At 46.4% G+C, this 18899-nt stretch carries 15 protein-coding genes and 1 pseudogene; 9 read left to right on the top strand and 7 right to left on the bottom strand.

The window, feature by feature from the left end; genetic code table 11:
- Positions 1 to 33: 33 nt before the first annotated feature.
- The 5 genes from A9E74_RS00935 to A9E74_RS00915 all read left to right on the top strand — a co-directional run bounded on the left by A9E74_RS00935 (position 34) and on the right by A9E74_RS00915 (position 5164).
- A complete protein-coding gene (locus A9E74_RS00935; RefSeq protein ID WP_069294795.1) occupies positions 34 to 489 on the top strand; it encodes a tellurite resistance TerB family protein in 456 nt (151 codons plus the stop codon).
- Between the two features lie 188 nt (positions 490 to 677).
- Positions 678 to 1181, top strand: a complete 504-nt coding sequence (locus tag A9E74_RS00930) for a sigma-70 family RNA polymerase sigma factor (protein ID WP_245651991.1) — start codon at positions 678 to 680, stop codon at positions 1179 to 1181.
- On the top strand, positions 1178 to 2152 hold the full coding sequence (locus A9E74_RS00925) for a FecR domain-containing protein (protein WP_069294793.1): 975 nt from the start codon (positions 1178 to 1180) through the stop codon (positions 2150 to 2152). The genes A9E74_RS00930 and A9E74_RS00925 overlap by 4 nt, the downstream gene beginning before the upstream one ends.
- A gap of 81 nt (positions 2153 to 2233) precedes the next feature.
- Entirely contained in the window at positions 2234 to 4696 is a 2463-nt protein-coding gene (locus A9E74_RS00920; protein ID WP_069294792.1) for a TonB-dependent siderophore receptor, read from the top strand.
- Positions 4697 to 4867: 171 nt separating this feature from the next.
- A complete protein-coding gene (locus A9E74_RS00915; protein ID WP_069294791.1) occupies positions 4868 to 5164 on the top strand; it encodes a Rho termination factor N-terminal domain-containing protein in 297 nt (98 codons plus the stop codon).
- A gap of 40 nt (positions 5165 to 5204) precedes the next feature.
- Here the strand turns inward: A9E74_RS00915 and A9E74_RS00910 are convergent, their stop codons facing one another.
- The 4 genes from A9E74_RS00910 to A9E74_RS00895 form a co-directional block, all read right to left on the bottom strand.
- Positions 5205 to 6380 carry a DUF748 domain-containing protein gene (locus tag A9E74_RS00910; protein WP_069294790.1) on the bottom strand — a complete coding sequence of 392 codons (1176 nt, stop codon included), beginning with the start codon at positions 6378 to 6380 and terminating at the stop codon, positions 5205 to 5207.
- A gap of 112 nt (positions 6381 to 6492) precedes the next feature.
- Positions 6493 to 8565 carry a catalase gene (locus A9E74_RS00905; RefSeq protein ID WP_069294789.1) on the bottom strand — a complete coding sequence of 691 codons (2073 nt, stop codon included), beginning with the start codon at positions 8563 to 8565 and terminating at the stop codon, positions 6493 to 6495.
- Positions 8566 to 8843: 278 nt separating this feature from the next.
- Entirely contained in the window at positions 8844 to 11309 is a 2466-nt protein-coding gene (locus A9E74_RS00900; protein ID WP_069294788.1) for an acetamidase/formamidase family protein, read from the bottom strand.
- Between the two features lie 325 nt (positions 11310 to 11634).
- The gene (locus A9E74_RS00895) at positions 11635 to 13092 is read right to left on the bottom strand and encodes an acetamidase/formamidase family protein (RefSeq protein WP_069294787.1); all 1458 of its coding nucleotides are present in this window, start codon (positions 13090 to 13092) and stop codon (positions 11635 to 11637) included.
- Positions 13093 to 13523: 431 nt separating this feature from the next.
- Between A9E74_RS00895 and A9E74_RS00890 the strand changes: the two genes are divergently transcribed.
- The 4 genes from A9E74_RS00890 to A9E74_RS00875 are packed head-to-tail and all read left to right on the top strand — an operon-like array spanning position 13524 to position 16038.
- The gene (locus A9E74_RS00890; protein ID WP_069294786.1) at positions 13524 to 13805 is read left to right on the top strand and encodes a DUF3649 domain-containing protein; all 282 of its coding nucleotides are present in this window, start codon (positions 13524 to 13526) and stop codon (positions 13803 to 13805) included.
- On the top strand, positions 13802 to 15445 hold the full coding sequence (locus tag A9E74_RS00885; protein ID WP_069294785.1) for a PepSY-associated TM helix domain-containing protein: 1644 nt from the start codon (positions 13802 to 13804) through the stop codon (positions 15443 to 15445). Before A9E74_RS00890 ends, A9E74_RS00885 begins: the two co-directional genes overlap by 4 nt.
- Positions 15445 to 15795 (top strand): DUF3325 domain-containing protein, encoded by a 351-nt coding sequence (locus A9E74_RS00880; protein ID WP_069294784.1) that lies wholly within the window; start codon positions 15445 to 15447, stop codon positions 15793 to 15795. Before A9E74_RS00885 ends, A9E74_RS00880 begins: the two co-directional genes overlap by 1 nt.
- A 27-nt stretch (positions 15796 to 15822) precedes the next feature.
- A complete protein-coding gene (locus A9E74_RS00875; protein WP_069294783.1) occupies positions 15823 to 16038 on the top strand; it encodes a hypothetical protein in 216 nt (71 codons plus the stop codon).
- On the opposite strand, the gene A9E74_RS14470 is transcribed toward A9E74_RS00875, so the two are convergent.
- The 3 genes and pseudogenes from A9E74_RS14470 to argH form a co-directional block, all read right to left on the bottom strand.
- On the bottom strand, positions 16035 to 16529 hold the full coding sequence (locus A9E74_RS14470; RefSeq protein ID WP_245652002.1) for a DUF2914 domain-containing protein: 495 nt from the start codon (positions 16527 to 16529) through the stop codon (positions 16035 to 16037). The genes A9E74_RS00875 and A9E74_RS14470 overlap by 4 nt on opposite strands.
- Positions 16530 to 16643: 114 nt before the next feature.
- A pseudogene (locus A9E74_RS14465) lies at positions 16644 to 17359 on the bottom strand (DUF5924 family protein); the annotation flags it as partial.
- 143 nt (positions 17360 to 17502) lie between these two features.
- Positions 17503 to 18885 carry an argininosuccinate lyase gene (gene argH, locus A9E74_RS00860; RefSeq protein ID WP_069294780.1) on the bottom strand — a complete coding sequence of 461 codons (1383 nt, stop codon included), beginning with the start codon at positions 18883 to 18885 and terminating at the stop codon, positions 17503 to 17505.
- Positions 18886 to 18899 lie beyond the last annotated feature (14 nt).

Here is an 18899-nt window from a genome sequence, read left to right as displayed (position 1 = left end):
TAATTAATCTGTCATTTGAGTACAGGAGAACCTATGCTCGATAAGCTCAAACAACTGTTACAACGCGAATTACTCGATGATGAGGATACCGGTGATGCCGCGCATCTCTCTGTTAGACTTGCCGCTGCCTCACTGATGGTGGAAGTAATTGCTGCAGATTATCATTTCAAAGATGAAGAGCGGGACATGCTGTTAGCCATTTTTCAGAAACGTTTTTCACTTGATAAAACTGCAGCTGAAAGCCTGCTGGCTGAAGCTGAAAAGGCACACAAATCTGCAACAGATTATTTTGCCTTTACCTCGGAGATCAACCGTCGTTACAGCCAGAAAAAGAAAATTGAACTGATCCATATCCTTTGGCAACTTGCCAACGCCGATCACGAAATCCATCAAATCGAACAGCATGTCATCCGTCGCATCAGCAACCTGTTACATGTTGAACACAGTGATTATATTGCCGCAAAACTGGCGGCTACCGGCCATAGTTAACCCAATAATATATAAATATTGAAATTCACGGGATGAATTTTTGATATGAAGGGGACAATTAAAAAGTAACAGTTCATGTTATTGCTCAACACAATTTATTATCATAGAATGCAACTGCGAATCATTATCATTAACGGTTGTGAATAATTTCTATGAATGCCCCTTTGTCGCCCCCCCCTACAGAAAGCTTGGAAAAACTCTATCAAAACAATTTCAGCTGGTTGCAAAACTGGTTACGTGAGCGTTTGAATTGTTCTCATCAGGCGGCTGATCTGGCGCAGGATACTTTTGTCAGATTACTTACTGCACCTGATTTTGAGGGTAAAGTTGAGTCCATACGCGAACCGCGCAGTTATCTGGTAACAGTTGCCAAGCGGGTGATGATCGACCATTTTCGGCGGCGCACAATTGAGCAATCTTATCTACAAGCATTAATGCAGCAACCAGAGCAGGAAGGTATTTCGTCTGAACAGAGCATGATTTTGCTGGAAACCTTATATCGCATTGATGCAATGCTGGATGGCTTGGGTGCAAAGGTGAAAAAAGCCTTTTTAATGTCTCAACTCAAGGGCATGACTTACCGTGAAATCGCGGATGAGATGGGAATGTCTGAAAGCTCGGTGAAAAAATATATGGCAAAGGCCACCCAGCATTGCCTGTTATTTTCATTATATGAGCAGCTCGATGCATGAAAGCGGCTTTAGCGAGATTAACACCGCAGCAACAGAAGGCGCTGGCGGATGCTGCCCAATGGCATGTGGAACTCACGGCAAATACCAATATCGACAAAACGCAGCAAGCCTGGCAAAGCTGGTTATCGAAACAACCTGAAAATCACTGGGCCTGGCAGCAACTGGAAAAACTGCAACAACAACTCAAGCAACTTCCCGGAGATGTTGCATTTAATTCTCTTACACCAGATTCAGAAGAGCATCCTTCAAATACTCGAAGGAACGTGCTCAAAAGCATCGCCGGTATTGTGGGTATTTCTTCATCAAGCTGGCTTGCCTGGCAATATTCACCTGCTGGTTTGATGCTGGCAGATCATTCCACGCACACCGGAGAAATCCGGGAAGTGCAGCTGACGGATGGCTCAACCATCATGTTGAACAGTGCGTCGGCTATCAATGTTCATTTTTCTGAAGTCGAACGACGGATCAACTTGCAACAAGGCGAGATCATGATCTCCACCAGTTCGAATAGTGATATCCGGCCTTTTTATGTGCAAACCCACCAAGGTTTATTAAAACCATTTGGGACGCGGTTTTCTGTTCAGCAACAAAAAGATTACACGATTCTGTCGGTGTTTGAGCATCAGGTAAAAGTCAGTTTGCCTAATAAGCAGCAGACCATTTGCAGGGCGGGTAACAAGTTGATTTTTAGCCAAACAAATTTTGAACCTGTTACAGCACTTGTGGAGGGTGAGGATGCCTGGTTGCAGAAAAAGCTGATTATCAATGATATGTCGTTGGATATTTTTTTAAATGAGCTGGCCCGGTATCGTCCTGGTGTAATTCGTGTTGAACCTGAGCTGTCGAAATTTCATATCAGTGGCACATTTGATGTGGGCAATACCGACCAAGCGTTAATGGCGGTAACGTGGTTATTTCCAGTAGCTGTAACATTTCGCAGCCGTTACTGGGTGACGGTTCATTCGGCGTAATTCAATAACTTACACCTTTTCAAATGCTGACTCGTCTTTGTGGGTAACCCATTAACTTGCGTTATTCATACACGAGGACTTATGCAAACCACTCTATCGATACCTAAAAGAACGCCTATTGTTCGTGCCATTCAACGGATAACTGGCTCCAGCAGACATTTATTGTTATGCAGTGCGTTATTAATGCCGGTCACGGCATATTCGACCAACACTTATGCAGAGACAGTCACACAGAGTTACGCCATTCAGGCCGGTGAACTGGGCAGTGTGTTAAATCTTTTTGCCAGTCAGGCAGGTGTGAACATTTATTTTGATGCTGCGTTAACGCGAGGCCTTCAAAGCTCAGGCCTCACTGGTGAACATTCAATCGATTCGGCTTTGCAACAATTACTGCAAGGCACCCATCTGCAAGTGGTGAAAACTTCGGGCGATAGTTATCAGCTACAAGTCAGTTCAACTGGTACGTCATCAGAGGTGGACAGTGTGACTTTGTCACCGGTTCAAGTCAGCGCAACCGGTATTGGTAATACTACAGAGGGCACCAATTCCTATACTAGCGGCTCAATGAATACCGCTACGCGATTGGGGTTATCTATTCGTGAAACACCGCAATCGGTATCCGTAATTACCCGTCAGATGATTGACGATATGCAACTGGAATCGCTGACCGATGTGGTTAATACGGTGACCGGTGTTACTTCATCGAATCTAGATAGCTCACGAAACAGTTTCTCAGCTCGTGGGTTTGGTATTGATAACTATCAGATTGATGGTGTGCCAACCACCTGGGAAGCCGGATGGGCTGCTGGTGAATCACAAATGGATACAGTTATCTATGATCGTATTGAAGTAGTACGTGGTGCCAGTGGATTGATTTCAGGGGAGGGTAATCCTTCAGCGGCTATTAATCTGGTTCGAAAAAAGGCGGACAGCAAAGAATTTACCGGGTATGCCTCTATCAGCGCCGGCAGTTGGGATCGTTATCAAGGTACGGTCGATATTTCGACACCGTTAAACGAATCCGGAACAGTTCGTGGACGATTGGTTGGCAGCTATCTGGATGAGCGATCATTTATCGATGTGCTGGAAAATGAAAAATCGGTGTTTTATGGCACGCTAGCGGCTGATCTTACTGATAACACGTTAATGAATGTTGGTATTAGCCAGCAACAAAATAAACCTACTGGTTCAACCTGGGGTGGCTTGCCCATCTGGTTCAGTGATGGTGGCAGGACAGATTGGTCACGTTCGAAAACCAATGCTGCTGACTGGACTGAATGGAGTTCAACCCACACCAATTACTTTGCCAATGTTGAACATGTATTTGATTCCGGGTTAAAGCTTTATGCCGGATATTCCAAAAATATTAATGATGCTGATTTACGTTTGATATTTCTCAGCGGATACCCGGATCGTACCACTGGATTGGGTATGACAACTTCTGGACCGACGTGGTATGACGTGGAAAGGGAGCAGGACAATATTGATATTTATGGTTCCTTACCTTTCGATTTTGCTGGTCAAAGTCATGAGTTAACCGTGGGTTTTTTACATAGCAAACAGGATCTGATTACCGAGAGACGTCCTCGACTGAATCCTGCACCGGTAGGAAGTTTTTATGACTGGGATGGCTCATACCCAGAACCTGAGTGGGGTGAAAAAACCACCTATACCACCCAAAAAACCAAACAAGTAGGCGGTTATGCAGTAGCTCGGCTAACGCTTGCCGATCCTTTGAAATTAATCCTGGGTAGTCGACTTACCAATTGGGAAATTGAAGGCATGAAATGGAACGGTGATCGCTATAACTTTGATCATCATCAGGTTGTAACACCTTATGCTGGTTTGATTTATGAGATTAATGACATCTACTCGACTTATGTTAGCTATACGGATATTTTTAATCCTCAAGACGCCCAGGATCGCAATGGTAATTATCTGGATCCATTGGAGGGTGAAAACTACGAAGCAGGGATTAAAGCAGAGTATTTACAAGGCCGGGTCAATGCTACATTCTCGGTATTTCGTATAGAGCAGGATAACCTGGCACAGGCCGACACGGGATTTTTGGTACCAGGTACTACCAGTCAGGCCTCAGTTGCGGCGGAAGGTACCACCAGTAAAGGTTTTGAAGTAGAAGTTTCCGGTGCCATCACCGAGAACTGGAATCTGCTGGTGGGCTGGTCACAGTTTCAGACTGAAGATGCAGATGGCACAGCCGTTAATACCAATTATCCTCGTCGTACCGCAACGTTGTTCACTACTTATCGAATGAACCAATTGACATTAGGTGGTGGTGTGAACTGGGAAAGCTCTAACTACACAATGGCAACTAATCCGTTAGGTCAGGCCGAAAAGTTAAAACAGGATAGTTACGCGCTGGTTCGCTTGATGGCCAAATACCAGATGACTCCAGCATTGAGTGCTCAGCTGAATATCAATAATGTATTTGATGAAAAGTATTACACCAATATCGGTTTTTACAGTCAGTTAGCCTATGGCGCACCACGTAACGCTAATCTGACATTGAAATATGATTTCTAAATAAAGTAGAAAGAAGTTAGATCATCAAGGCTCTGTCGGATTTCCGGCAGGGCCTTTTTGTTAACTGTGTCATTAAGTTAAGCAATTTTAACCGAGGATATAGGCATGGTGCTGATGGCCTTGGTAATGTGGATGATGCTGGTTTAATACGATGAACAGGAGGAACACATTATGGTTGCCGAATGGACAGATAAAGACGAACGTCAATATGAGCATATAAAAGAACAACAGCAGAAAAGTGGTAAAAAGACGGATAAAGCTGAAGAAATCGCGGCTCGAACAGTGAATAAACAACGCCGTGAAGAAGGCCGCACACCCAGAAAAACAACTCAGGGAACAGGCAATCCTAATTCCTCATTGGAGTCACGGACACTTCAGGAGCTGTATAACCGGGCCAGTCAGTTGAATATCAAAGGGCGTAGCAAAATGAGCAAGTCGGAACTGGTGACCGCTATTCGAAATAACTGACGAATAGCGGCTTATTATCAAAGCGACGACACGTTATTAATTAATCGCATTGTTCCCACATAGGTCTGAGACTGCAATCCACTGAATCGGTATCAGCATCAGATTCGGGTTCCGACTGGGAGCGTGTTTCAGATTCATCGGATTTGTTGTTTTGTGATGGTGAAGATTCTGGATCGGTTTCCCGACCAAAGTCACTTTCAAATGCGTTGACAAAAGCATTTTGCAGGATAGCCAGAAACGCTTGCCAGGCACTGACATCAGGGTCATCCAAATCGCCGCGGATTTCAATCTGAGTGGCAATGCGGTCTCTGGGTTCGTTGCGGAATATCCGACCAAATGCACCGACGATAGCGTGCCATGCAGCATTAAAAACACCTTCTTCGAGATCTTTTTCCAAATCAAAAATTTCGACATTATCCAAGATGGGTTTAGCGTAGCCGTTTAACTGAGCATCTTCAGCTTGCAACTCCATCACAAAATCGCCCTTGCCGGATTTGAAATTAAAATTGCCATAGGCTTCGGAGACTTCATTGAGCCTGGTCAGCTCAATTCCGGTGATTTTTAGATTTAGCGCAAAATTATGAAAATCCCCTAAAGGATCTAATTCTCCGTTCAGATTGGCATTTGCGTCATCAAATAACAGACCCTGCAGATCAAAATCGGCATATTCCAGCCCATCACTGCGATCGGCATTACTCAAGTTGGTGATTTCACCATTGAGTTGATGAAACACCAGATGTACTGGAGGATCAGATTTGAAGTTATGAAAATGAATTTCACCATTGTCTATATTAAATCGATCAATCTTTAACGGGATAATCTCCTGCACCGTCTGCCGCCAGGTGGATTCTTCTAAAGGTTTGTCATCTGCTTTGTCATCGACCAGGTGGATTTCGGCATTAATCAAGTCAACATCGGCTACGATTTTGCCTCTTAATAAAGCGGTCCAGCTGACCGAGGTATCTATGGTTTCTGCTTTAAAAAATACTACCGAAGGCTGGTCTTTTTTGGTGATTTCCAGTTGATCAACAGAGTAGGCGCCTCGCCACAGATGAATGTCGACATCAGCGATTTCACCTTGATAATTTCCCATGTCGGCCATTTTGTCGTTCAAATAATCCTTAACCAATGACGGCAATTGCATACGCAGAATGATTAAAGCGACAACGAGTAACACAAGAATTATCAGCGTATAGGAATAGCGTCTGGCGATCATGGTGATCTCCTTATAAGACGTTTTAGTTGAACTAAAAGATAACGAAAAATCACCCGTTTAAACATTCAAACGGGTGACCTGATTCAACTTGTTATTTCATCATAAAAACCAACTAGCCGGCACGTTGCCAAAAACGAATATCACGACAGTTTTGGGTAAATTCGTCCGTGGTTTTAGTATTGGTCAATTGTAGGCAGCCTTCATCTAACATCTCACTGATACCGGCTTTTTTCAAAAGCGGCATCGCATCATCAGCATAACCGATAAATTTCTTGTGATTAAATGCATCACTGACAAAGGTTAATGCCGGGGGCATTTCTGCCAGCATTTTCACACCGTCGCTACCGGGCAAAATAACAATGGCATCAAATAATACGGAAGGTCCGCCATCAACTTTTTCATCGACTTTTACCATATCGCCAGTACTGCTTTTAATTTCCCCACTATGAGGGGCAACAACTTCAAACATTGCTCCTTCTGCTTTAAGTGATTTCTCAAGCGATTTGAAAATATCTGCATCAAATCCATCGGTCATCAAGACACCAACTTTACGGCCTTTAAAGCTATCAGGGCCATTCTTGAGAATACTTAACTTATCCGAAACCGGGAGATCATCCCGTGTTGGCATCGCTGCATCAGCCGGTTTAGGCAACGGATTGATGCCCAATTTCTCAGCGACTTTTTCAGCCAATTGTTTATCAACATTCAGCAAGTGACTGACCATTCGTTCGCGAATTACAGGTGTTTTGACTTTACTAAGCTCAAATGCAAACGCATTAATAATATGTTGCTGCTCGGTGTCAGTCTGGCTTATATAAAACTGCCTGGCCTGGCTGTAGTGATCAGCAAAGGTCTCGGAACGTTCACGGACTTTTGGTCCTGATACATCTTCAGGATAACTTTCAAAGCCCCTGGCCGGATCTTCACGAGGACCACCTTCTTCTTCACCCCAGCTGTTGGGCTCATAGTTGGCCCGACCTGTCGGGTTACTCATTGCCATATGACCATCTTGCTGGAAATGATGCATCGGGCATTTCGGCGCGTTAATTGGGATCTGGGTGAAATTGGGTCCACCTAAACGTTTTAACTGTGTATCAAGATAGGAAAAGTTTCTACCCTGCAGCAACGGATCATTGGAATGATCGATGCCTTTGACGATATTCTGGGTACAAAAAGCCACCTGTTCGGTTTCAGCAAAGAAGTTACTGACCACTCGATCCAATACTAAACGACCGACAATGCGAATCGGCACCTGTTCTTCGGGAATAAGCTTGGTGGCATCCAACACATCAAACTCAAATTTCTCAGCAAACTCATCATCGAAAATCTGCAGTCCCAATTCCCACTCAGGGTAATCTCCCTGATTGATGGCATTCCATAAATCACGACGATGGAAATCCGGATCGGCCCCGTTGATTTTTAACGCTTCGTCCCATAAAACTGACTGCATGCCTTGTTTCGGCTTCCAATGGAATTTTACAAACTGGCTTTTGCCATCTTTATCAACTAATCGAAAGCTATGAACGCCAAAGCCTTCCATAAACCGAAATGAGCGTGGAATCGTGCGATCTGACATTTGCCACATCAGCATATGCATGCTTTCCGGCATCAAAGTCGCAAAATCCCAGAAGTTATCATGGGCAGACTGAGCCTGCGGAAATCCGCGATCAGGTTCTTCTTTGACGGAGTGAACCAAATCAGGAAATTTAATCGCATCCTGAATAAAAAATACTGGGATGTTGTTACCCACGATGTCCCAGTTACCTTCTTTGGTATACAGCTTGACGGCAAAGCCACGAACATCACGCGCCAGATCAGCTGAGCCTTTACTGCCGGCAACGGTTGAGAAACGCACAAAGGCAGGTGTTCTTTCGCCTTTACGCTGGAAAATATCAGCAGAGGTAACGTCTTCTAATGATTCGGTGGTTTCAAAATAACCGTGAGCACCAAAGCCACGGGCATGCACCACTCGTTCTGGAATACGTTCATGATCAAAATGAAACAGTTTTTCGCGAAGAATATGATCTTCGATTAAACCTGGACCACGAGCTCCAGCTTTTAATGAATTCTGATCGTCGGCAATCGGGCCGCCTTGTTGAGTGGTGAGAGTGGAGGTTTTGCCGGTGGCCTGCTGATGAGTTTCACCACCATTACCTGGATTTGTTTTCGGATCGGTTTTGTCCATGACTTCTCCTTGATTATTTTTTGGGTGTACAGGGGACGTGTCGCGAGAGATTTCGCGATTGGTAAAGGCCTGTTAATCTTTGATCGCAACGCTTGGTTGCAAGTAAAGCCTCAACCCATTCTGCGCCGGCCCCAACTAATCACATTAACCTGAGTAAAGTGAACTGCGTCACAAAACGCACAAGCAGCGGCAGTCAGCGGATCGCCGCTAAAAATAATTTTTAAAAGTGTCTTGCAGGGAGTTTTGAGAGGTTTATTGGTGAAATAGCAAACTGAAAGCTAACTATGTGCTTTTGGAAGATGATCGGGGTCATAGTCTGGAAAAATGGCTTTGCGGATAATTGCATGCACACCCAGATTGCCATCCACTACCTGGGTAATGCCAAAATCAACCGCTACTGAAATCAGTGAGATAGCTTCATCTTCACTAAGCTGATGTTCTTTCATTAAGTAGTGACGGGCTTTTCTGAAGGCGTCACGCATCGCCGCTTCCATAGAGGAATTTTTGTATACCTGTGTTTGGGCGTTCGGGCCAAGTTCAGCCTGATAGTCGGAGAAACTCATGCCCTGCAATACCCATTCATCCGGTGTTTCCAAAAAAGGATGATTGAGGCCATCCATATAACTGCCTTTTAAATCACGTTGTTTGTGCAACACCAATTGAAATACACCGGTTAAAGAACATTCAATGGCGGTGCCGCATAATTCCGAATCCCCTTGAGAAGCATGGGGATCACCGACCGAGAAGAGGGCTCCCTGGGTGGCAACAGGCAGAAATAATTTAGTACCTTTGCCAGCACGCCAGTTATCCATATTGCCGCCAAAATAGCTAGGCGGAATGGAATCAACCATACCGGTTTCACGCGGGGCGACGGCCATCACGCCAAAATGTGGTCTGACCGGAATAACGGCTTTGTCGAGAATGCCGAACTGTTTGTCTATAGTGGAATGGTCAACCGGTATGCCGGGGTAATCAATGGTTGGGTGCACAATGCCGTAGGGATCGGTTTGCGGAGTCCAACGAAAGTTATAAATCGCCTTGGCATGCGGTGGATGGGTGTGTTGATGTACTTCATATACCGTGACCACCTCACGTTTTTTGGGCTCAGTGAGCAAGTCATCATATTGAAAACCCCACCAGGTGGCGGCATTGCTGCCAAAGTGTTTACCTTGATGCTCCGGGCTGCAACTGAGGCGCGGTTGAATATCGAGTATGCGTATTTCCAACACATCGCCAGGTTCAGCATCGGTGACATAGACTGGCCCGGTACAAATATGCACCCCAAAACCTTCTCCGGCACCGCGACCAAATATCGTGGCATCCATCGGCCCGGCCCCCCGCCGGTCAACATTCTTTGTTGTACCAGTCCAATGAAAAACGCTTTGTGCTCCGGCATCGCCGTCGATCATGCGTTCGCAGTCATCTGAGGCATGCTGGGATAAGGTTTCAATGGTCACAATATCGCCGGATCGGATGGTTAATACCGGTTTGATCGCATTGCTGAAATAGCCCCAGTGAACGGTTTTATCGGACACCGGCAGGTAATATTGTCGTGGAGACTGAGCGACGGTTTGAGCGGGCGCAGTGTTATCTATGTCGGAAACCCGTTTAGGGGCGAGTCGCAATGAAAGCGCATATTTAGCATGATCATCCAATACTTCCTGAAATGGCCTGCGACGTTTTTGAATGTCATCATCTTGCAAAAAGGATTGCGGATCGGTGACAGGAGAACGAGCTGACGGTTTGGTTTGCGGACAACCACGGCGAAGTTGTTCATGCAGATCCTGTGGCGGTGAGGCGCGATAGCTTTTCGGAGACATGCCCATAAACTGCGAAAAGGTACGGCTGAAGTTGGCCGCATCATTAAACCCCCAGCGATAGCACAGCTGGGCAATGCTGAACTGTGCGAGGGCAGGGTTAGCCAGATCAATACAACAATGCTGTATCCGCCGGCTTTTCAAATATTCACTGAACGTTGTGCCACTGTTTTTGAACAGTTTCTGTAAGTACCTGGCGGATAAACCTTCCTGCGCAGCGATTTTTTCAATATTCAGATCCGGGTCGTCCAGCCGTGAATCCACGGTTCTGCACACCCTACGTAAATGGGCCAATTGCACATCAGTAGCTTCTTCATTGGCAGCAGATTGCTTATGGGAAAGACAAGCCACCAATAACTCAGCCAGCGTTACCTCTAATGCAGGCAGCTCATTGTTATCCACATGAGGCAACTGTTCGGTCAGCGATTGCAGCATGTTCAGACATAACGCGCCGATACCTTGTTGTGTGCTGATGCGATTTGCTTCCTGTCGTCCACTTCGCACCAACCTGAGCAGGAAACTGGATGACTCTAATTTGATCAACATGATGCGAAAACGGGTTTGCAAAGCCAGTCGCCAGGATTGGCTAGGATCCAGCAACATGATGTCGCCGGAACGTAATTTGACGGTTTGATCGGCATCCAGCACCTGCGCGGTGCCATCCAGCAAAGCGAGCACCAATACAGTGCCTTGTAAGGGTTGGGTGGCTTTGGCTACGATCGGTGAAAGAATCTGTGGCGTTGCGGTGAGTTGTACAAATACAGAGTCGCGTGCCGAGACCGACAATGCCATATGGCCACTGTCGTCATTACGAATGGAGCTTGCAGCATCACTCGCCAGCCCGAGCCTGGAAAGGATTTCATTCCAGGCCGGCTGGCGTAGCTCTGCGGGTATAGCACTGGCAGAAAAGCGTTTCAGGTCAGTCACAGTAAAGTGTTATTCCTTGAATACTGAAGCATCCTTTCGCAAGTGTTATGCCATAACCATAGGGCTTGTTGATCTTTCATATCCACCACTGCTGGAGGCTATTTTTGTGTCCGACAAGGCGGAAAGCACGCATTGTAGCCATCCTACATAAGTGATTTACAACGAAGGCGGCCGCAAAAATAGTCCCAGCCCTTCGGGTTGTGACTGAAAAAGCGCCACTCTGCGTTGCTCGTCGCTTATTTAGAACAACTAAAAGGCGCTCCTCGTGCCTTGATTGACGCTTTTTCAGCTCACAACAGAGGCGGAGATGATAGATCAGCAAGCCCTAACCGCGGGCCGGGAACATGGATTTTTTCAGAATCGCATGCACGCCCCAGTTGCCATCTACTACTTGGGTGATACCAAAGTCGACTGCCACCGTCATCAGTGATATCGCTTCGTCTTCATCCAGATGCTGAGTGGTCATTAAAAAGTGTCGCATCTTGCGATAGGCATCACGTAATGCTTTATCAACCGAAGATTTGCTGTAGATATCATCCTGAGCATTGGGGCCCAGTTCAGCCAGATAGTTGGCATAACTGAAGCCATGTAACACCCAGTCATCCTGGGTTTCCAGCAAGGGATAATTGAGTTCAGCCAATGAGGTGCCGGGCAAGTCAGCTTTTTTGTGCAATATAAACTGGAAAGTCCCCGTTAAAGAGCACTCAATGGCGGTACCGCACAACTCAGAGTCACCCTGTGATGCATGTGGATCACCAACTGAGAACATGCCGCCATCCACTGCGACCGGGAAATAAATCTTCGCACCCTTGCCAATTCGCCAGTTGTCGATATTGCCGCCGGTGTAGTTGGGCGGAATCGAGTTCACCATATCGGCTTCTGCAGGAGCGAGGCCAATGGTGCCAAAGTGAGGCCGGATCGGAATACGGATATCACGCAGAATATTTTCTTTTTTGGTGATGGTGCTGTGATCAACCGGCACCCCCGGATAATCGATAGTCGGATGGACCACACCGAATGGATCGGTTTGTGGTGTCCAGCGATAGTTGTAGACGGCTTTGGCCCAGTTGCGCTCACCCGTTGCATCGACTTCGTAGATGGTAATGACTTCCCGTTGTTTCGGTTCGGTAAGCATATCGCCATAATGAAAGCCCCACCAGGCAGCGGCATTACTACCAAAGGTCTTACCTTTATAATCAGGGTTGCCACTCGGTCTGGGGGTAACATCAACTATGCGCACCTCAAGAATATCGCCCGGTTGAGCGCCTTTGATGCGTACTGGTCCGGTACAGATATGCACGCCGGCTCCACCACCTGCTCCAATCTTGGCATCCATCGGTCCGGCACCACGCCGATCGACACCTTTGCGTTGGGCATCCCAATGAAAAATGCTTTCTGCGCCGGGGTCACCTTTTACCATCCGTTCTGCATCATCGTTGGCATGATGGGTGAGTGTTTCCATGGTGACAAAATCACCGGACTCGATTTCAACGGTAGGCTTGGCATTCTTGCTGAAATAACCCCAGAGAACCGTTTCTGGGGTGGCAGGGATGTAATAATGCATCTGGCCGGGTGCATCAGCATTAATTGGTGTATTGGTGCCTGCGGCAAAACTCATTGGTGACATGGACATGCCCATGGCACCCAGAGAGGCGGCGCCACCGCCAACAAAAGCGTTACGGATAAATGAACGTCTTGCCGTATCAAATTCTTCGACTACGTCTTTTTTATTTTCTTCGGTGATGCCGTGTGTACAACCTGGAGTGCAAATATGCTCTGTCATAATAAATCCCCTCGGATAACTGCTTGATGTCGGAGGTGCCCCGGCAGTGCGGCACGTGCAGCTATTATGTTACTCAGGGTGTGATTTCTTCTTGTCAGCTGGCGCACTAATTCTTGTCGAACAGCATTAACGCAGTGAGCAGGATGGGTGTTACGGCGCTAAATAACGCTTAGAAAAAACATTTCTGAAAGTCTTCCCAATCCAAATTTTTCCCGTTAAACATTTATGGATAGAAAACGCGAGACTTGTTAATTACGAATGCAAACGATAATCTATCGCATTAACTGTATTGAGAAACACAATAAAAATGGCCTTTTTCTAAGGGTCATTCGACTTGTTATTAACTGAAAAAATCTGAGTCGGCAGCGAAGCCATTATCTAATCGAAAAAGGCTTTGCTCGCTTAAAACCGTTTGTATGGAAAATCCTTATATGACTTTGTCTTATCCAGGCCGAATTTTTTCGCTGCTGCTGGCCGCTACATTTGGTGGCTATTTGCTAACTTCGGCAGTGGTGATTCTGGTCGCCGCTATTTTGCCGTTATCGCGTGCTGATGCGGTTATTACTAGCTCATTACTGAGTTTTGCTGTGTATACCGCAGTCATTATCTGGGTGTTTGCAGTTAAAGATGCCAAACGTGCCTGGATAGGCATGTTATCGGCGACAGTGATTATTGGCGGAACAGGTCTGCTACTGACGGAGTTGTTGCGATGAAACAAACAATAGCAGTGAATAATGAACCAGGCCGCTTCCGTCAGGCTATGGCCTGGTTGCACACTTGGGGTGGTTTAGTCGCCAGCTGGGCATTATTTGCTATTTTTCTGACCGGTACTATTGGTGTGTTTGATGATGCTATTACACATTGGATGAACCCTGAAAGAGCAATGGTGGGTGAGTTTGATCCTCAGACCAACACTCAGCAGCAGCGTTTGGTTGCGGTAACAAAAGCTGAAGCCTATCTGCGAGATATTGCTCCACAAAGCCATCTTTGGAGAATACGTTTACCCAGTGAAGCTGATCCGGCTATCGGTTTGTCATGGGAAGATGAAAACGAGGAGTTTCAGCAAGCTCGATTAGATCCGGTCAGCGGTAAATTACTCACCCAACAGCAGGAACGTGAAACTCAGGGCGGACATCATTTTGTGCATATGCATTTTGAGTTTCATGCCGGTACGGCTGGTATCTGGTTGGTAGGCTTTTTTACCATGATCATGCTGGTGGCGCTGGTCAGCGGCATTATTATTCACAAGCGTATATTCAAGGACTTCTTTACCTTTCGCCCCGGCAAAGGGCAACGCAGCTGGCTTGATGCTCATAATGCCTCATCGGTTTTATCCTTGCCGTTTCAATTGATGATTGCTTATACCGGCCTGATCGTCTTTGTCACGGTTTATATGCCTGTTGGCGTAATAGCTAATTACGACCACCCACGAACCTTTTTTGCCGAAGTATTCAACCAACCTGAACATCGACCTGAAACCGGTATTGAAGCCGAAGTCTATCCGGTAACGGAATTGTTCGAAAAAGCAGAAGCATTGATGGAAAAACCCGCTAGTTTCATCAGTGTGGAGCATCCCGGCGACAGCAGTGCGGTGGCCAAGGTGTTTGGCTTATTCGAAAAAGAAAAAAATACCGGACGCCTGTTATTTTTAAGTTCCGGCCAGGTGATTCTGGACGCTGTCACTGGTGAGTTGCTGCATATTGAAGCACCGGATGTATTTGATAAAAGTAATGCGTTTGCCGCCCAGCGCATTATGCGGACCTTACATTTTGCCAACTTTGGCGGTTATACCGTGCGCTGGATTTATTTTATTCTGGGCATGGCGGGCACCATCATGATGGCCACTGGCGCCATTCTGTTTATGGTGAAACGTCGTCAGAGATCGCTGAATGAATTTGGTGTACAGACACCCAAAGTTTACCGGGCCATTGAAGTGCTCAATATCAGCGCCATCAGTGGATTAATGGTGGCCTGTATAGCTTTTTTCTGGGTGAATCGCCTGTTGCCTCTGGAAGTAGCCGATCGAGCCGGCTGGGAAATTAAGCTGTTCTTTTTTATCTGGCTGGGCAGTTTGCTGCATGCAGCATTACGACCTGCCTCACGTGCCTGGATAGAGCAATTAGCCGGTTTTGCTGCTTTATCTCTGTTACTGCCAATCGTTAATTGGCTTACCACCGGCCAGCACTTATTCCATTATTTTGCCCAGGGGGACTGGTCAAACGTGGGATTTGAGCTAACGGTACTGCTGTTCGGGGTGTTAGGAATATTCACGATAAAAATACTCAAACGCAAACAACAAAAAACCATAAAAGAAGTCTCCAGAGTCTATAAACCTAAATCGGAGTCAGCGTAATGCAGATGTTGCTGATGATGTTGCTCGGAACGGCATTGTGTTATGCCGGCATGGCCGGTTTGAGTTTGGCGATGCCACGGCATTATTCACAACTGAATTCGGCTAAATTATCGGCCGGATACAGTCATCTGTTGCGACTGGTTTCAATTGCATTGTTGGTATTTTCTCTGTGGCCGGTGATCAGCATGTGGGGCGTTGTGGTCGGCATTGTAGTCTGGTTGGGATTGCTTTCAGTGGCCGCAGTTTTGTGGGTCGGTTTATTGGCATATTGGCCGCGTTTTGCAGCGGCAAAGGCATTAATTTTAGCGTTTATCGGCTTAGCCAGTTGCATCATTTTGTGGTTAAGCTGAGCTCATTGTATGGCTACGGGGGATACGATGAAAAAATATAGACTAGATACAGTTTTAAGTGTCACAGCGATCATTGGATTGTCGATTAATATTGCCTTGAATCTGTATGCCTATCTGCATATTGATCCGGTTTCATCCTCGCCGTTGGAAGAAGGCTGGTGGTCGATCTGGCTGCCCAGTTATCTGGTGTGGATGTCATTTTTAACCATCGCCTCGTTTATCGGTGTTAACCGAAAAGATTAATCCTCAAGTTTGAGGATTTGCTGCTCTGGAGCATTTTCTTGCTCTTCGGCATTTTCCGGTTCTTCAACGTTTTCCAGTGCTTCAGAACTCTCAAGCTCTTGGGTATTATCAGAGCCTTCAACGTTCTCCTGACTTTCGGTCATCTCCTGAATAAACTGCGGCGCTAGCCGCTGATACAGGCTTTCTTGTTCTTCAGTGTTCTCCAGCTCCTGAGTATTGTCTGTTTCTTCCATGTCCTGCTGATCTTCAGTCGACTCCTGAAAGAAAGGTGGTTTAAGACGCTCAAGCAGGCTTCCCTGTTCATCAACGCTGGTTTCAACAGTAAAGCGTTTGATACCAATCAGCTGGCCTGAATCTGTCACCACTTTTACCTGCCATTTACCGACCGGATCTTTGGGGAAATTCAGTTTCTGTGTCCAGGCCCGATAGCCTTGTTCACTGCCACCTTCGATATTCAGTGTGATTCGATCTACCTGTTTGCCGTTATGCATCCAGATGTGATGGATTTTTTCCTGTAAGCCGCGAGGTGCACGGATAGCTGTCCAGGCATAGATGCCATCGCGCTTAAGTGATTCCACATCAATGCGATCAATGTGAATGCTGTGCGTCCGTTCTTCACGATCAACCTGTTGTACCAGATTGAATTCAGTTAATCGCAAAGAGGCTGGAGGAACCAATGTTGGCACCTGCCACAATCCGGCAGCTAGCAAGGCCAGCATTAATGCCATTAAAGGCCGCCGCCACCAACGGCCATTGGCGACAAATTTCACTAAACTAGGCAGGCTGAATAACAGAGAAATGATCAGGCGAACGCCATACTTTGGCCGGTGGTCAGCTGCAGTAATATAGGTAGAGCTACCAGTAAAACAGCAAATAATGCCAGGGCATGAAAGATAACAAACAGCGAGCGGCGCGGTGCAAGCTGTTTGTAATACAGCGGATCAATCACTGAAATCAACGCACATAAAATCAATAATCCGGTAAACCCAGCCTGGGTATGATTCCAGGTGGTGACGGCAATAAAAAACGGTAGCGCAAAAAACAGGCTTTCCTGATGCACCAATTGCGTCACATAATGCATCAATGCTGGCGGAATATTGAGGCCAAAGCGGTTTTTGAAGCTTTCGCGTAACCAGTTTTCCAGTACCAAAAATACCCAGCTAACCAGCATGACAATAGCAATCACCTGTGCCAGTGACTCTTTACGTTCCACCAGAAAATAACTGGCCACACCGGAAATAAAACCAATCGCCGCAATCAGCCAAGGCCAGCGTTTCGCCAGTTCAATTAGCGAAAATAGTAACGATTTTAATGTGGCCATTTGGGTTTAGACACCGATCAGTGATGATGATAAATGATGATATTCAACTTAATCATCGTATATCGCTTTCAGTCTGATTCTTATCAATGGTCATCTGACTGAAAGGCGAATACTGAACTAGTCCATCTGTTCAGGCAGTGGATTTACAGTTCGCTTCGGGCGATTTGAATAGCTTTTTTAACCTGTTCTGGCGCTGTTCCACCCAGATGATTGCGAGCTGCCACTGAGCCTTCAAGCGTTAATACAGAAAATACATCGTCGCCGATCTGATCGCTGAATTGCTGCAGCTCCTGCAGTGTTAACGCCGACAGATCTTTTTGCTGTTTGATGGCAAAGGCTACTGACAAGCCAACCACTTCATGTGCATCACGGAACGCAACGCCTTTCCGCACCAGATAGTCTGCCAGATCAGTGGCAGTCGCATAACCTTTCAGAGCCGCCAAGCGCATATTGTCTTTTTTGACGGTAATCACCGACAGCATATCGGCGTAGACACGTAACGAGCCGAGCAAGGTATCAATGGTGTCAAACAGCGGTTCCTTATCTTCTTGATTATCTTTGTTATAGGCCAAAGGCTGGTTTTTCATCAGCGTCAGAAGGTTAAACAGATTGCCGTAAACCCGGCTGGTTTTGCCGCGGACTAATTCGGGTACATCCGGGTTTTTCTTTTGCGGCATGATTGAAGAGCCGGTACAGAACGCATCACCCAGATCGACAAAATCAAACTGGGCGGATGACCAGATGATCAGTTCTTCTGAGAACCGAGATAAGTGCATCATCAGTAATGAGGCGAAACTGTTAAATTCAATGGCAAAATCGCGATCACTAACCGCATCCAGCGAGTTACGACAGATACGTTCAAAGCCCAGCAATTCAGCCGTGTATTCACGATCGATTGGAAAGGTTGTGCCAGCCAGTGCTGCTGCACCTAATGGCAAACTGTTGACACGTTTAGTGCAGTCATCCAAACGTTCCAGATCACGGCTGAGCATCTCAAACCAGGCCAGCATATGATGACCAAAGGTGACGGGCTGTGCAGTTTGCAGATGGGTAAAACCAGGCATGATAGTAGCGAATTCACGTTCGGCCACATCCAGCAATGTAGAGCGCAGTCGCTGTAATTCACTGCGAATAGGCACAATCATGTCACGCAGATATAAACGCACATCGGTTGCCACCTGATCATTTCGTGACCGGCCGGTATGCAGTTTTTTGCCGACTTCGCCAATCAGTTTGATCAGTCTGGACTCGATATTCATATGCACATCTTCCTGTGCAATTGACCATTCAAATTGATCATTATCGATTTCATTTTCTATCTGCTGCAAACCATTAATGATTTGATCACGTTCGCTTGCCGTTAGCACGTCAACTTTGCACAGCATGGTGGCATGAGCGATGGAACCCTGAATATCCTGCCGGTACATGCGTTTATCAAAAGTGACTGAGGCAGTAAATTCCTCAACAAACTTATTGGTGGGTTGCGTGAGACGAGCTGAAGATAGCTTTTTATCGGATGCGGTCATGGCACGGGCCTGTG

This window comes from Methylophaga muralis (genome assembly GCF_001720165.1).
Lineage (GTDB): Bacteria > Pseudomonadota > Gammaproteobacteria > Nitrosococcales > Methylophagaceae > Methylophaga > Methylophaga muralis.
The sequence above is the reverse complement of the archived record's forward strand: the minus strand, read 5'-3'. Positions and strand labels throughout refer to the sequence as shown.

Coding starts and splice junctions, on each gene's coding strand:
- A9E74_RS00935 (WP_069294795.1), top strand. CDS start 34: ATGCTCGATAAGCTCAAACAACTGTTACAACGCGAATTACTCGATGAT.
- A9E74_RS00925 (WP_069294793.1), top strand. CDS start 1,178: ATGAAAGCGGCTTTAGCGAGATTAACACCGCAGCAACAGAAGGCGCTG.
- A9E74_RS00920 (WP_069294792.1), top strand. CDS start 2,234: ATGCAAACCACTCTATCGATACCTAAAAGAACGCCTATTGTTCGTGCC.
- A9E74_RS00915 (WP_069294791.1), top strand. CDS start 4,868: ATGGTTGCCGAATGGACAGATAAAGACGAACGTCAATATGAGCATATA.
- A9E74_RS00910 (WP_069294790.1), bottom strand. CDS start 6,380: ATGATCGCCAGACGCTATTCCTATACGCTGATAATTCTTGTGTTACTC.
- A9E74_RS00905 (WP_069294789.1), bottom strand. CDS start 8,565: ATGGACAAAACCGATCCGAAAACAAATCCAGGTAATGGTGGTGAAACT.
- A9E74_RS00895 (WP_069294787.1), bottom strand. CDS start 13,092: ATGACAGAGCATATTTGCACTCCAGGTTGTACACACGGCATCACCGAA.
- A9E74_RS00890 (WP_069294786.1), top strand. CDS start 13,524: ATGACTTTGTCTTATCCAGGCCGAATTTTTTCGCTGCTGCTGGCCGCT.
- A9E74_RS00885 (WP_069294785.1), top strand. CDS start 13,802: ATGAAACAAACAATAGCAGTGAATAATGAACCAGGCCGCTTCCGTCAG.
- A9E74_RS00880 (WP_069294784.1), top strand. CDS start 15,445: ATGCAGATGTTGCTGATGATGTTGCTCGGAACGGCATTGTGTTATGCC.
- A9E74_RS00875 (WP_069294783.1), top strand. CDS start 15,823: ATGAAAAAATATAGACTAGATACAGTTTTAAGTGTCACAGCGATCATT.
- A9E74_RS14470 (WP_245652002.1), bottom strand. CDS start 16,529: ATGCATAACGGCAAACAGGTAGATCGAATCACACTGAATATCGAAGGT.
- argH (WP_069294780.1), bottom strand. CDS start 18,885: ATGACCGCATCCGATAAAAAGCTATCTTCAGCTCGTCTCACGCAACCC.